General features: G+C 70.6%; 12 protein-coding genes. 11 read left to right on the forward strand and 1 reads right to left on the reverse strand.

Annotated features, from left to right (window positions below):
- Nucleotides 1-40: 40 nt before the first annotated feature.
- A complete protein-coding gene (locus ACH4SI_RS03810) occupies nucleotides 41-850 on the reverse strand; it encodes a DeoR/GlpR family DNA-binding transcription regulator (protein ID WP_398292145.1) in 810 nt (269 codons plus the stop codon).
- Nucleotides 851-1,062: 212 nt separating this feature from the next.
- On the opposite strand from ACH4SI_RS03810, the gene ACH4SI_RS03815 reads away from it, so the two are divergent.
- From ACH4SI_RS03815 to ACH4SI_RS03865, 11 genes are all read left to right on the forward strand, one after another.
- Nucleotides 1,063-2,403, forward strand: a complete 1,341-nt coding sequence (locus tag ACH4SI_RS03815) for an ABC transporter substrate-binding protein (RefSeq protein WP_398292147.1) — start codon at nucleotides 1,063-1,065, stop codon at nucleotides 2,401-2,403.
- The gene (locus ACH4SI_RS03820; RefSeq protein ID WP_398292149.1) at nucleotides 2,403-3,431 is read left to right on the forward strand and encodes a carbohydrate ABC transporter permease; all 1,029 of its coding nucleotides are present in this window, start codon (nucleotides 2,403-2,405) and stop codon (nucleotides 3,429-3,431) included. The genes ACH4SI_RS03815 and ACH4SI_RS03820 overlap by 1 nt, the downstream gene beginning before the upstream one ends.
- Before the next feature lie 3 nt (nucleotides 3,432-3,434).
- Nucleotides 3,435-4,316, forward strand: a complete 882-nt coding sequence (locus ACH4SI_RS03825) for a carbohydrate ABC transporter permease (RefSeq protein ID WP_398292151.1) — start codon at nucleotides 3,435-3,437, stop codon at nucleotides 4,314-4,316.
- Nucleotides 4,313-5,653 carry an ADP-dependent glucokinase/phosphofructokinase gene (locus ACH4SI_RS03830; protein WP_398292153.1) on the forward strand — a complete coding sequence of 447 codons (1,341 nt, stop codon included), beginning with the start codon at nucleotides 4,313-4,315 and terminating at the stop codon, nucleotides 5,651-5,653. The genes ACH4SI_RS03825 and ACH4SI_RS03830 overlap by 4 nt, the downstream gene beginning before the upstream one ends.
- A complete protein-coding gene (locus ACH4SI_RS03835) occupies nucleotides 5,650-6,663 on the forward strand; it encodes a tagatose 1,6-diphosphate aldolase (RefSeq protein WP_398292155.1) in 1,014 nt (337 codons plus the stop codon). The genes ACH4SI_RS03830 and ACH4SI_RS03835 overlap by 4 nt, the downstream gene beginning before the upstream one ends.
- A 159-nt stretch (nucleotides 6,664-6,822) precedes the next feature.
- Nucleotides 6,823-7,524: a TetR/AcrR family transcriptional regulator gene (locus ACH4SI_RS03840; protein ID WP_398292157.1), complete on the forward strand. Its 702-nt coding sequence runs from the start codon at nucleotides 6,823-6,825 to the stop codon at nucleotides 7,522-7,524.
- Nucleotides 7,508-7,708: a ferredoxin gene (locus ACH4SI_RS03845; RefSeq protein WP_398292159.1), complete on the forward strand. Its 201-nt coding sequence runs from the start codon at nucleotides 7,508-7,510 to the stop codon at nucleotides 7,706-7,708. The genes ACH4SI_RS03840 and ACH4SI_RS03845 overlap by 17 nt, the downstream gene beginning before the upstream one ends.
- Nucleotides 7,709-7,760: 52 nt before the next feature.
- The gene (locus tag ACH4SI_RS03850) at nucleotides 7,761-8,996 is read left to right on the forward strand and encodes a cytochrome P450 (RefSeq protein WP_398292161.1); all 1,236 of its coding nucleotides are present in this window, start codon (nucleotides 7,761-7,763) and stop codon (nucleotides 8,994-8,996) included.
- A gap of 121 nt (nucleotides 8,997-9,117) precedes the next feature.
- Nucleotides 9,118-9,945, forward strand: a complete 828-nt coding sequence (locus tag ACH4SI_RS03855) for an FAD binding domain-containing protein (protein WP_398292164.1) — start codon at nucleotides 9,118-9,120, stop codon at nucleotides 9,943-9,945.
- The gene (locus tag ACH4SI_RS03860) at nucleotides 9,942-12,656 is read left to right on the forward strand and encodes a molybdopterin-dependent oxidoreductase (protein WP_398292166.1); all 2,715 of its coding nucleotides are present in this window, start codon (nucleotides 9,942-9,944) and stop codon (nucleotides 12,654-12,656) included. Before ACH4SI_RS03855 ends, ACH4SI_RS03860 begins: the two co-directional genes overlap by 4 nt.
- A 4-nt stretch (nucleotides 12,657-12,660) precedes the next feature.
- Nucleotides 12,661-13,632: an antibiotic biosynthesis monooxygenase gene (locus tag ACH4SI_RS03865; RefSeq protein WP_398292168.1), complete on the forward strand. Its 972-nt coding sequence runs from the start codon at nucleotides 12,661-12,663 to the stop codon at nucleotides 13,630-13,632.
- The last annotated feature ends 68 nt before the right edge of the window (nucleotides 13,633-13,700 follow it).

Here is a 13,700-nt window from a genome sequence, read left to right on the forward strand (position 1 = left end):
GTCCCGGTGGACACCCCGCCGCGCGGTGCGCCCGGCGGGGTCAGCCGTCCTCGGGGAGGTACGGGCCGGCGAGCGTGACGTCGGCCCGCTCCAGGGCGTGGGCCAGCTCATCGCCCGGCGGCCGCTCGCTCACCAGCACGTCGATGCGGCTGAGCGGGCAGATCAGGGCCAGGGCCCGGCGCTCGAACTTGGCCGAGTCCGCCAGCACCACGATCCGCGACGCGGAGTCCATCATCTCCTGGATCATCTGGGCCTCCGGGATGTTGGACACGGAGAGCCCCGCGGCGCTGACCCCGCCCACCGCGATGAGGGCGGTGTCCGCGCTCACCCCGGCGGTGTCGGGGAAGCGGATCGGGCCGATGGTGACCAGCGCGGTCGTCCGGCAGCCGCCGCCGAGGACGAACAGATCACGCAGGGCCTGAACCGGGACCATGCCCGGGACCCGCAGATTGTTGGTGACGAGCGTCAGCCCCCGGTGGCCGCCGAGCGCGGCCACCGCCGAGAGCACCGTGGTGCCGCCGTTGACGAGCAGCGTCTCGTTGTCCCGCACCAGGCGGGCGGCGGCGGCCCCGATGGCCTCCTTGGCCTCCCGGCGCTCGTTCATCCGGTCCGCCACCGGGCTGTCCGCCGTGGCCAGCTCGCCGCCCGGCACCGCCCCGCCGTGGGTGCGCGCCACCAGCCCGCGTGCCGCCAGGTGGTCCAGATCGCGCCGTACGGTGTCGACCGAGACGGCGAACTCCTTCGCCAGCTCCCCGATGGTGGCCTGGCCGCGCTGCTGGATGAAGGCGGTGAGGTCGGCCCGGCGGCGCGCGGGCAGGTTCGCCGCCCGGGTCCCCTCTGCTGACGTCATCGTGTGGCCCCTCTTCTCGACACCGCGCCTTGTCCGACGCTGCGTAACACCGCAGATTCTCGCACCTTACCGCAAGAAGCCGCAGCACGGCCCTTGACCGAGGGGTGCTGCCGCCGTAGCTTGCAGCAAAGAGCCGCATAAACCAGCGCTTCTTTGTACGTCTTTCTGCGTACCCCTCCCGCATAGCTTTGTGCCGCGTCAATGGAGTCGCCGTGGAGCCGCACCCACCCACCCCACCCGAGCCACCGTGGACCCGCCGCCGGACGCTCTCTGCCGGCGCCGCAGCCCTCGGCGCGCTCGCCGCCACGCCCCTGCTCGCCGCGTGCGGGGGTGGTGACGAACCGGCCCGGCGGGTGGGCGGCGGGGGCGGCAAGCGGACCGAACTGACCTTCGCCTGCGCGGCGTTCACCGGCGGCGCGGCCGGTATGCAGTCGTTCGCCGACCGCTACAACGCCGCCCAGAGCCGCTACCGGGTAACCGTCCGCAATCTGCCGCCGCCCAGCTCCAGCACCGAATGCCATCAGCAGCTCACCCAGCTGCTGGCCCGCAAGGACGGCACGGTCGACGTCTTCGCCCAGGACGTGGTGTGGATCGCCGAACTGGCCGCCGCGGGCTGGGTGCACCCCCTGGACCAGGACGTCTCCGCGGCGCTCAAGCGCTCCTTCTTCCCCGGTGTGGTCGAGGCGTGCACCTACCAGGGCCGTCTGGTCGCGCTGCCCTGGTACGTGGACGCGGGCGGCCTCTACTACCGCACCGACCTGATGAGCGCACTCGGCCGCAAGCCGCCCACCGACTGGCACGAACTGGCCGACATCGCGGCCGAGATGCAGCACCGCCGGGTGCCCATGGGCTATCTGTGGCAGGCCAAGCAGGCCGAGATCCTCCTCTGCGACCTGGTCGAGTTCATCGCCTCCAACCGCGGCCGCATCATCGACCCCTCGGGCGCGGTCCGCGTGGACAGCCCCGCGTGCGTCGAGGCCGTCCAGTTCATGCGCGACCTGGTGTATCGCTACAAGGTCAGCCCGTCCGAGGTGTTCTCGTGGGACGAGGAGCCCAGCCGCCGCCCGTTCACCGCGGGCCGGGTCGGGATGATGCGGCACTGGAGCTATGTCTACGGCGTCTCCCAGAATCCGGACCAGTCCAAGGTCGTCGGCAAGGTCGACGTAGCCCCGCTGCCCAGCTTCCCCGGCGGCACGTCCTCCTCCTGCCTCGGCGGCTACCAGCTCGGCGTCGCGGCGGGATCCCGCAACAAGGAAGGTGCCATGGACTTCCTGCACTGGCTCGCCGGAACCGAAGCACAGCTCGCCTTCGCGCTCGACTTCGGCAACGCCCCCTCCCGCGTCTCGGTCTACGACGAGAAGAAGCTGGCCAAGGGCCAGCCCGCGATGGTCAAGCTGAAGGAGGCGTTCGGCAACGGCGTGCCCCGCCCGGTCACCCCCCACTACTCCCGTGTGAGCCTCGCCCTCCAGTCCGCGGTCTCCCGAGCCCTGGTCCACGGCGATGTGCGCGGCACCCTCCGCTCCGCCCGGCGCGACCTGGAGGCGATCGTCTGATGGGGCACCTCGCCTTCTTCCACAGAACGCCCGGACACACCTCGCTGCGCGGCAAGCACCGCGCACCCTCCCTGGAGCAGCCGCAGCTCGCGCCCGGCCCCGAAGGTTCCGACGCCCCGCGCCGCCGCGTCCCGCTGCGCGAGTCCTCCTCCGCGGGCCCGCGTCTGATGGGCATCGTGCTGCTGGCGCCCGCACTCGCCGCCGTCCTCGCCGTCTCCCTCTACCCGGTGCTGCGCACCCTGTGGCTGTCCCTGCACGACGCGGGCTTCTCGACCGGGTCGCACTTCACCGGCACCGCCAACCTGTCCCGGCTGCTCGGCGACGACCTGTTCTGGAACGCCTGGTGGCGCACGGTGGCCTTCGCCTTCGGCACCACGCTGGTGGAGACCGCACTCGGCATCGGCTTCGCCCTCGTGCTGCACCAGTCCTTCCGCGGCCGCGGCTGGGCCCGCGCCGCCGTCCTCATCCCGTGGGCCATCCCCACCGTCGTCACCTCGCGGATGTTCGGCTGGATCTTCGACGGCCAGTCGGGTGTCGCCAACTACCTGCTGACCCGGCTCCATCTGACCGACGGCTACATCAACTTCCTCGGCGATCCGCACACCGCCCTGGCCACCATCGGGCTCGCCGACATCTGGAAGACCACCCCGTTCATGGCGCTGCTGGTGCTCGCCGCGCTGCAGACCGTGCCGAAGGAACTGGGTGAGTCCGCGAAGATCGACGGCGCCTCGCCCTGGTGCACCTTCCGCTCCGTCACCCTGCCGGTGATCGCGCCCGCCCTGCTGATCGCCGCCCTCATCCGGGTCCTCGACGCCTTTCGGGTCTTCGACCTGCCGTACGTCCTCACCGGGGGCGGACCGGCGGACTCCACCGAGACGCTGTCCACCTTCGGCTACAAGACCCTCTTCTCCGGCCTCGAACTGGGCTACGGCTCGATGATCGCCACCGCCGCCTTCGTCACCGAAGTGTTCATCGCCGCGGGCTTCGCCTACTACCTGAGCCGGCGCTACCGCGCACTGGAGGGCTGAGCCATGACCGCCGTCCCCGCGCCCGTCCCCGCCGCGCCCGCCGCCATCCGGGCCCGCCGCCGGGCCCTGACCCACCGGGTGCTGTTCCGGGCCGCCGTCGCCGCCGTCGTGCTGTGGTCCGTCGCACCGTTCCTGTGGCAGCTGAGCACCTCGTTCCAGCGGGACCGCGACCTGTCCTCGGTGACCCCGCACTGGCTGCCCATCCCGGGCACGCTGGAGCACTACCGGGCCGTCTTCACCGACTACGAGTTCGGCAAGTACCTGGTCAACAGCGTCATCGTCACCGTCACCGCGACCGCGATCGGGCTGCTGCTGGCGGCCCTGGCCACGTACGCGCTCGCCCGGCTGCCGGTGCCCGGCAAGGCCGTGGTGCTCGCGGTCGTCCTCGGCCTGTCGATGTTCCCGCAGATCTCGATCGTCGTCCCGCTCTACCTGGTGCTGGGCAGCCTCGGGCTGCTCGACACCTATACGGGTCTTTCCGGGTCGTACGTGGGGCTCGCCCTGCCCCTGATGATCTTCGTGCTGTACGCGCACTTCCGCTCCCTGCCCACCCAGCTGGACGAGGCCGCGGCCATCGACGGCGCGGGACTGCTGCGCACCCTGCGCAGCGTGATCCTGCCGCTCGCGCTGCCCGGGATCGCGGCCGCCGGAATGCTCGGCTTCATCACCAACTGGAACGAGTTCATGCTCGCGCTGGCCTTCACCTCCTCGCCCGAGCACCAGACCGTGCCGGTCGGCATCGCGGGCTTCCAGTCCCAGTACTTCGTCCCCTGGGGCGACATGGCCGCCGCGTCCGTCGTGGTCACCCTGCCGCTGGTGCTGATCGTCATGCTCTTCCAGCGCCGCATCGTCGCCGGCATCACCTCCGGGGCGGTGAAGGAGTGACCTCCCGCACCGGCCTCTCGATCCCGCGCGTCGTCACCGGCGACGAGCTGTGGGCCGAGCGGTACCGCGCGCTGGCCGACCGGGTCCGCACCCGGGCCCGTCATGCCGCGCCCGTACTGGCCGGCTTCAGCGCCTGCGTCGACCACATCCACCGGATGGACCCGGACCGGATCGCCGCCCTGGCCGCCCGGGCCACCGAGCCCGGACGCGCCGGTGAGGTCGCCGCCGAGGTCTTCGGCCGTATCCGCCACGGCCACGGCGGCGAGATCGCCGTACCGTGGCCCGGCGGCACCGACTGGGTGGGGACGCTGCTCGGCACGCCCGACCGGGTACAGCTCGGCGGCACCGGACCGCAGGCCGCCTGGGCGCTCGCCGTGCTCGGCGCGCCCAGCGTCGTGCCGCTGGCCGACCGCAGGCCTGAGCAACTCGCCGTGCTGCACCCCGATGTGATCCTGTGCACGGCCGAGGGCACCGCCCCCGCCGGACGGCTGACCGGCGCCGACGCGCCCTCCGGCGGCCCGGGGGTGCCCAAACAGCCGCACAGCATCCTGGAGTTCGCGGCGGGCACCCCCGCGCCCGGCCTGCCGGACGGCCTGCCCCGCTCCTCCCGGATCATCCTGCGGTTCATGGACGACGGGATCGAGCGCGACGAGTGGTTCGCCGCCCGCTCCGGCGAACTGGCCCGCACCGCCGCGGCGGGCCTGCTGTCCGGCATGAACGGGCTGCCCGAGGACGGCACCGGGCCCGCCGACCGGGCCTGGCTCACCGACGTCGTGTGCACCTGGCGGGACGGCGGGCTGCCGCTGCTCCACCTCGAACTCGCCGAGTTCGCCGGCGACCGCGCCCTGCGCGCGGGATGCGACGCGTACGTACCGCTGGCCGACTCCGTCGGCATGAGCCTGTCCGAACTCGCCGCGCTCGCCGGCCCCTCGGCCCGCACCTCGCCCGTCTCCGCCGCGGCCCGGTTCGCCACCGCGTACGACCTGGACCGGGTGTGTGTGCACGCGGACGGCTGGGTGCTCGCCGTCCACCGCGGCGACCCCACCGAACAGCGGACCGCGCTGATGACGGGCAGCCTGCTCGCCGCCGCGCGGGCCGCGCGCGGCGCCCCCGCCGCCGACCCGGAGCCGCCACCGGCGGCCGACTACACCGAGGACCGCCCGGCCGACGGGCCGCTGGGGGACGGGCTGCGCGCGGACTGTGTCCCCGCGCCCCACCTCAGCCACCCCGTGGCCACCATCGGCCTCGGTGACACGTTCGTGGGCGGGCTGCTGCTCGCCCGCGCGCTCCACGACAGCGCCGACCGCAACAGCCAGTATCCGAAAGGACCCCGATGACCACGCCTGACCTGACCACCGACCCGGGCAAGCTCCGCGGACTCACCCGTGTGACCAGCGAGGACGGCTTCTTCCTGATCTGCGCCCTCGACCATCTCTCGGACTTCGCCGAACTCCTCGCCCCGGATCCCTCCACGGTGGGCTTCGCGGACGTGGTCCGGGCGAAGGACGCCGTCATCCGGGCGGTCGCGCCCAGCGTCACCGCCGTGCTCCTCGACGCCCACTACGGCGTCGGCCACCTCACCGCGAGCGGCGCACTGCCGCGCGACGTCGGCCTGATGGCCAGCATCGAGGACGAGGACTACAGCATTCCCGACGGGCCGCGCCGCACCCGCCACCGCGAGGGCTGGTCCACCCGGCAGATCAAGCTGGCCGGCACCGATGTGGCCAAGCTGCTGTGGTGGTACCGCCCCGACGGCGACCCGGCCACCGCCGAACACCAGCGCCAGGTGGTACGCGACCTGGTGGACGAGTGCGCGGAGCTGAGCCTGCCGCTGGTCGTCGAGCCCATCTGGTACCCGCTGCCCGGCGAGGACCCGTCCTCGCAGGAGTGGAAGGAGCGCCGGGTCGCGGGCATCGTCCAGTCGGCCGTGGACGCCGACCGGCTCGGCGTCGACATGCTCAAGGTCGAGTTCCCCGGCTACGTCGACACCGAGCGGGGCCGCGAGGCGGCCGCCGCGGCCTGCAAGGAGCTGGACTCCTCGGTGCGCGTCCCCTGGGTGATCCTGTCCGCGGGCGTCGGCTACGAGGACTTCCGTACCCAGGTGCGGATCTCCGCGCAGGCCGGGGCGTGCGGCTATCTGGCGGGCCGGTCCATCTGGCGCGACGCCGTCTCCACCCATGACCCGGCCGAGCGCGCCAAGGGCATCGAGCAGGCCCGGGGGCGGCTGGACGAGCTGAACGCGGTCATCCGCGAGCACGGCCGTCCGTTCCTGCCGGGCCGCTCCCTCGACCAGGCGCTGGACCGCCTGCCCGAGGGCTGGTTCCACGACTGGCACCCCGCCGTCTGACACCTCCTGACCGGGGAGCGGCGGGCGCCCCTGACCCGCCCGCCGCTCTCCGCCCCGCGGTTGCGGGGTTGGGGAAAATCCTTCAACCAATTGCTTTAATTAATTCATGTGATTTAACGTGGTCCCCACGGCTCGGCACCATCGAGTGAGGAGGCCACCATGGCCGGCGCCCAGGGCAGAACCGCACACACGGGTCGCGCCGCCGGGACCCGCGAGGCCATCATGGCCGCGGCGGAGCGGCTCTACGCCGAACACGGGCTGGTCGCGGTGTCCAACCGGCAGATCGGCGAGGCGGCCGGGCAGGGGAACGTCGCCGCCGTCGGCTACCACTTCGGCACCCGGGCCGACCTGGTGCGCGCCATCATGGGCAAGCACTCCGCGGCCATCGACGCCATCCGGCAGCGGATGCTGGACGAGACCCGCGGCAGCCGGGAGGTCCGGGACTGGGTCGCCTGCCTGGTGCGGCCCGCCACCGAGCACCTGGCCACCCTGGGTGTCCCCTCCTGGCACGCCCGGTTCGCCGTGCAGGTGATGACCGACCCCGTCCTGCGTGCGATCGTCACCGAAGAGGCCCTCGCCCGGCAGCCCCTGCGGGAAATCCTCCAGGGGCTGGGCGGCTGTCTCGGCTTCCTCTCCGACGGGACGCGGGCCCAACGCGGCGACATGGCCCGCCAGTTGATCACCCACACCTGCGCCGAACGTGAGCGCGCCCTCGCCGACGGGACCAGCACGCGACAGCCGTCCTGGGAGGACACCGCCGCCGCGTTGACGGACGCCATCACCGGGCTGCTCCTCGCCCCCGTCACCCCCGTTCCACCCCGTACCGCCCCGAGGAGAACCGCCCATGAAGATCACCGTTGATGAGGCGAAGTGCTGCGCCGCGGGCCAGTGCGTGCTGCTCGCGCCCGAGGTGTTCGACCAGCGCGACGAGGACGGCATCGTGGTCCTGCTCGACGCCGAGCCCGCCGAGGGCAGCCAAGCCGCGGTCCGTGAGGCCGCGAGCATCTGCCCGACCCTCGCGATACACCTGAGCGAGACCCCATGAACCGCCGTCGGCGCGTGACCGGCCACCCCTGAACGCCCACCGGAGGAAGTCCATGACCACCGCACCAGTGGCCGACGACGCGTCGGCCGAGATCCCCCGGTTCCCCCCGCCGCGGGCCTCCGTCTGCCCCTTCGACCCGTCCCCGGAGCTGCGCGGCCTGGCCCGGTGGGGCCCGCTGACCCGGGTCCGGTCCTGGGGCGACACCACCCCGTGGGTGGTGACCAGCCACGCCGAGCAGAAGGCGCTGCTCTCCGACCCCCGGCTGAGCGCGGACTTCTCCCACCCCAAATTCCCGAGCCCCGTCGACCACTCGGGCGGCGAACACGGGGCCACCGACCTGAGCTTCGTCGGTATGGACGATCCGGAGCACGCCCGGCTGCGCCGCATGGTCAGCGGCGCCTTCACCATCAAGCGGGTCGAGGCGATGCGCCCGGTCGTGCAGGAGATGGTGGACGACTTCCTCACGCGCATGCTGGCCGGCCCGAAACCCGCCGACCTCGTCCAGGCCCTCGCGCTGCCGGTCCCGTCCCTGGTGATCTCCGAGCTGCTCGGTGTCCCGTACGAGGAGCACGAGTTCTTCCAGACCAACAGCAAGGTCCTCGTCTCCGCCGTGGCCACGCCCCAGGAGCGGCAGGCCGCGCACGGCAATCTGGGCGCGTACCTGGAGCAGCTCGTGGACGCGAAGCTCACCGAGCCCGGTGACGATCTGCTCTCCAGCCTCGGCAAGCAGATCAACGCCGGTGAGCTGACCCGCAGCCAGGCGGTCGCGATGGGCGTGCTGTTGCTCCTCGGCGGACACGAGACCACCGCCAACATGATCACCATGGGGACTCTGCTGCTGCTCGAACACCCCGATCAGCTCGCCCGGGTCCGCGACACCGACGACCCCAAGGTGATCGCCTCCGCGGTGGAGGAACTTCTGCGCTACCTCAGCGTCGTCCACCTCGGACGCCGCCGTACGGCGCTGGAGGACATCGAGATCGCCGGCCGCACCATCCGGGCCGGTGAGGGGGTGATCCTGCTCGGCGAACTCGCCAACCGGGACCCGTCCGTCTTCCCCGACCCGGACCGGCTGGACATCGCCCGCGACGCCCGCGGCCACCAGGCCTTCGGCGTGGGCACCCACCACTGCCTCGGCCAGCCGCTGGCCCGCATGGAACTCCAGGTGGTCTACCCGACCCTGCTGCGCCGCATCCCCACGCTGCGCCTGGCGACGGACCTGGAGCGGGTGCCGTTCAAGTATGACGCGGTGATCTACGGGGTCCACGAGCTTCCCGTCACCTGGTAGCCGCTTCCGGCCGCCGCTGTCCGCGGCGGCGGCCCACCCGAAACGCTCACCCTGCCGGGTCGACCCCTCGCCGATATACTTGACGGTAATTCTGCGTCCGCCGTAAGGGAGCTCGCTTCCCATGGACCTGAACACCATCACCGAAGTGATACGGCGACCGCCCTCCAGGCCAGGTGTGGAGTGGCAAGAAGGCGACGCTTGGCTCGCGGGCGGTACGTGGCTGTATTCCGTGGAACAACCGGGCCTGCGTCGCCTGATCGACTTGACAGAATTGCGCTGGAATGCCCTTGTGTCGAGTGACGCGGGGCTCGATATGGGTGCCATGTGCACCATCCGCGATCTGTATGCCTTTGCCTCGCCGGACGATTGGATCGCGGGGAGCCTCCTCGCGAAAAGCTGCGAGGCTTTCTTGTCCTCGTTCAAAGTCTGGAATGCGGCGACCGTCGGCGGCAACATATGCTTGTCGCTTCCCGCCGGTCCGATGATCACGCTGACGGTCGCTCTCGAGGCGCAGTACGAGCTGTGGGCTCCTGACGGGTCGGCACGAACCGTCGATGCCCTCGACTTCGTGACCGGGGACAATCGGAACATCCTCGCTCCCGGGGAAATCCTGCGGCGCGTCCGCATTCCGGCACGCGCCCTGAGAAAGCGCGCAGCGCACCGCCGCTTCACGCTGACCCGCCTCGGCCGTTCGACGGTATTCCTCATCGGTACGCAAACGCCGGGAACGAGCGACCTGTTGCTCACCGTCACAGCAGGCACCACTCGGCCGGTGCGCATCGCGTTCGACACCATGCCCGATGCCCGGAATCTGCGCCGGAGCATCGATGAGATCCCCGCCGGCCTCTGGTTCGCCGACCCCAACGGGACCCCCGATCACCGTCACCATCTGACACGGCACTTCGCCGAAGAAATTCGCCGCGAATTCATGGCTGGGGGCCCGGCGTGATGTACATCGTGAACGGCAAGAAATTCGACGACGAGCCGGAACCCGGCCAGTGCCTGCGCACCTTCCTCCGCTCGCTCGGACACCATGGCGTCAAAAAGGGCTGCGACGCGGGCGATTGCGGCGCGTGCACGGTGTGGCTGGACGGTGAGCCGGTCCACAGCTGCATCACCCCCGCGTTCCGCGCGGACGGCTGTGAGGTGACGACGATCGAGGGGCTCGGGACACCCGGCGATCTGCATCCGATGCAGCGGCAGTTCCGCGACGCTCCGGGCTTCCAGTGCGGATTCTGCACCGCAGGCATGATCATGACGTCGGCGGCGCTCACAGCGTCGCAGAAGGAGGACCTGCCGCGGGCGCTGAAGGGCAACCTCTGCCGCTGCACCGGCTATCGGGGAATCGAGGATGCCGTGAAGGGCGTCGCCGGAGTGGAGAGCGCCGCGCCGGGACAGGCCGTCGGCCGAAGCGTCGGCGCACCGGCGGCCGACGAGGTGGTGACCGGTCGCGCCGAGTTCACGATGGACACCCACATCGACGGCATGCTGCACCTCAAGGTGCTGCACTCACCGCACGCGCACGCCCGGATCGTCTCGATCGACAAGACCGCCGCGCTCGCGGTTCCCGGCGTGCACCGGGTCTACAGCTGGGAGGACGTGCCGCGGAAGCGATTCACCACGGCGATCCACACCGACCATCTCGTCGATCCGGACGACACCTACATCCTCGACAGCACGGTGCGCTTCGTCGGCCAGCGTGTCGTCGCGGTGCTGGCCGACACGGTCGGGGCGGCGGAAGAGGGCTGCCGGAAGGTCGCCGTCGAATACGAGGTGCTGCCCGCGGTATTCGACCCCGAAAGGGCGATGGCCGATGGCGCTCCACAACTCCACGACAGCGATGATCCCTTTGCCCGCGATCTCGTCCGCAACATCCTGCTCGAGATCCATTCGCACATCGGCGACATCGACGCGGGGCTCGCCGAAGCCGATGTGATCCACGAAGGCACGTACTTTTCGCCGCGGGTGCAGCACGCCCATCTCGAAACCCACGGCTCGATCGCCTGGATGGAGAACGACCGTCTCAACGTCCGCACCAGTTCGCAGTCGCCGTCGATCGCCAAAACCAAGCTCGCCTATCTCTTCGCGCTGCGCCCGGACCAGCTCCGGGTCTTCTGCAAGCGTGTCGGCGGCGGTTTCGGCGGAAAACAGGAAGTGATCTCGGAGGATCTGGTCGCACTCGCCACCCTGGACACCGGACGGCCGGTCTGTCTCGAGTACACCCGGGAAGAAGAGTTCACCACCGCTTCGACACGGCATCCGATGGCGTTGACGGTCACCCTCGGCGCGAAGGCGGACGGAACGCTCACGGCGCTCCAGGTCCGCAATGTGGCGAACACGGGCGCTTATGGCAATCACGGCGGCGAAACGCTGTTCGCGGGCGGCGCCGCTGTCATGATCTACCGCTGCCCCAACAAGAAGTACGACGCGTTCTCGGTCTATACGAATACCATTCCGAGCGGGGCGCTGCGCGGCTACGGGATGACGCAACCGGCGTTCGCCGTGGAATCGGCGATGGACGAACTGGCCCGCGCCCTGGACATCGATCCGGTCGAACTGCGACGGCGCAACGTCGTGCGGCCGGGCGATCTGCTCGTCGCCATGGATGAGGGCCCCGACGACGTGCTGTTCACCGAGGACGGAATCGTCAAGTGCCTCGATCTGGTGGATGACGTCATGGCCCGTACCGTCGACGATCCGCCCGGCCCCGGATGGCTCGTCGGGACCGGCATCGCGAGTTCCCTGCACGAGACCGCGCCCCCGACCGAGCACATCTCGGAGGCCTGGGTCACGCTGGGCGACGACCTCATGTACGAATTGGCCGTCGGAACCGTCGAATTCGGCGAGGGTACGTCGACCGCGCATGTCCAGATCGCGGCCGGCCGGCTGGGCACGACACCGTCCCGTATTCGCCTGGTGCAATCCGACACCGACCGCACAGGATTCGACACCGGCGCTTTCGCGAGCGCGGGTCTTTTCGTGTCGGGCAACGCGGTCCTTCGCGCGGCCGATGCCGTGCGCGACCGCATCCTGCGATTCGCCGCCGCGCACACGGGCGCCGACCTCGCGATGTGCTCGATGGACGACGGGGGTGTCGTCTGCGGCGACCAGTACGTGCCGCTGGAAGAACTCGTCGCGTCCGCCCGGGCGCGTGGAATCCGGTTCACCGCGGCCCGTAAGGCGTACGGCTCACCGCGCAGTGTCACCTCCAACGCACACGGGTTCCGGATCGCGGTCCATCCGGTGACCGGCGAGATCCGCATCCTGCGCAGCGTCCAGGCGACCGACGCCGCCGTCGTCATCAACCCCGCGCAAGTGCGGGGGCAGGTGGAGGGCGGAGTCGCCCAGGGGATCGGTTTCGCGTTGACCGAGCATCACCACATCGACGCGAACGGTGTCATGGCCAATCCGAACCTCCGGAACTATCGCATCCCCACCTACGCCGACATCCCCCGCACCGACGTGCTCCTGGTGGACTCAGCCGATTCCTTCGGGCCCCTGCGGTCGAAGGGGATGGCGGAATGCTGTATCAACCCGGTGGCCCCCGCGCTGGCGAACGCGCTCCATGACGCCACGGGCGTGCGCCACCGCGCCCTGCCCCTGACTCCGGAACGGATCTACCGTCGGCCGGGCGAAGACCAGTCGGTGCCGAGGGAGTGAGACGATGAACACCGAGAACCCCGACGACTCCGCGGCCACGGTCATCCTCGGTCAGAAGGTTCTGCCGGGGCTGGAGCGGGAGTACGAGACGTGGCAGCGGGACCTCAACACGGCCGCCGCCGGCTACCCCGGCTACCTCGGTGACGAGATCTCCCCGCCGACGGCCGTGCAGCCCGACTGGGTCGTCGTCTACCGATTCGATTCGATAGCCCACCTGCAGGCGTGGATGAACGGCGCGACCCGGCAGCGCTTTCTCGACAGCGGCAGCAAATACTTCGACGGCCCCGCGACCCAGCAGGTCATCAGCGGCGGCACACAGCCGGCTGATCCGCTGGTGACCGTGGTGGTCACCCATCGTGTCGACCCGGACCACGTCGACGCCTTTCTCGAGTGGCAGCGCCGCCTGAATCGGGAGGAGAGCAAATTCGAGGGCTTTCGCGGGACCGAGCTGTTCCGCCCGATCGAGGGACTTCAGGAGGAGTGGACCACGCTGTACCGGTTCGACAATGCCGAGCATCTCGATGCCTGGCTGACCTCGGCCGAGCGGCAGAAAGTCCTTGCCGAGGGCCAGAAGTTCCATGACTTCAAGCTGCGCACGGTCGACAACTCGTTCGGCAGTTGGTTCGCCTTCGCGGGGAACGGCAAAGAAGCGCCGCCGCCCTCCGAGACCAAGACCGCCATCGCGGTCTGGGTCGGCCTGTACCCGACGGTCGTGCTGCTGACGCTCGCCCTGTCGCCGCTGAAGCTGCCCCTCTGGCTCGGGCTGCTGGTGGGCAACTTGCTGTCGAGCTTCATCATGAGCTTCATCACGATGCCCTACTACGTGAACCGCCTGCTCAAGCGGTGGCTGCGACCGGCACCGGACGTGTCGGCGATGAAGACGAACCTCGCCGGCCTCGGCATCGTCGCCGCGGTGACCGTGTTCTGGGCGGTCGTCTTCTACGTCGTGACGGTCCGGATCTGGACGCTGCCCTGACCCGGTGACCCGCGCCCCGGACACCCGCGCCCCGGGCACACGTCCGGGTGCCCGGGGCGCGGGGCGGG

It is taken from the genome of Streptomyces sp. NPDC021212, from assembly GCF_044332925.1.
In the GTDB taxonomy this organism is placed as follows: Bacteria; Actinomycetota; Actinomycetes; order Streptomycetales; family Streptomycetaceae; genus Streptomyces.

What these genes read in the sequence shown, in the direction of transcription:
- ACH4SI_RS03810 (WP_398292145.1), bottom strand. Translation starts at nt 850, where the DNA reads ATGACGTCAGCAGAGGGGACCCGGGCGGCGAACCTGCCCGCGCGCCGC.
- ACH4SI_RS03820 (WP_398292149.1), top strand. Translation starts at nt 2,403, where the DNA reads ATGGGGCACCTCGCCTTCTTCCACAGAACGCCCGGACACACCTCGCTG.
- ACH4SI_RS03825 (WP_398292151.1), top strand. Translation starts at nt 3,435, where the DNA reads ATGACCGCCGTCCCCGCGCCCGTCCCCGCCGCGCCCGCCGCCATCCGG.
- ACH4SI_RS03835 (WP_398292155.1), top strand. Translation starts at nt 5,650, where the DNA reads ATGACCACGCCTGACCTGACCACCGACCCGGGCAAGCTCCGCGGACTC.
- ACH4SI_RS03840 (WP_398292157.1), top strand. Translation starts at nt 6,823, where the DNA reads ATGGCCGGCGCCCAGGGCAGAACCGCACACACGGGTCGCGCCGCCGGG.
- ACH4SI_RS03845 (WP_398292159.1), top strand. Translation starts at nt 7,508, where the DNA reads ATGAAGATCACCGTTGATGAGGCGAAGTGCTGCGCCGCGGGCCAGTGC.
- ACH4SI_RS03850 (WP_398292161.1), top strand. Translation starts at nt 7,761, where the DNA reads ATGACCACCGCACCAGTGGCCGACGACGCGTCGGCCGAGATCCCCCGG.
- ACH4SI_RS03855 (WP_398292164.1), top strand. Translation starts at nt 9,118, where the DNA reads ATGGACCTGAACACCATCACCGAAGTGATACGGCGACCGCCCTCCAGG.
- ACH4SI_RS03865 (WP_398292168.1), top strand. Translation starts at nt 12,661, where the DNA reads ATGAACACCGAGAACCCCGACGACTCCGCGGCCACGGTCATCCTCGGT.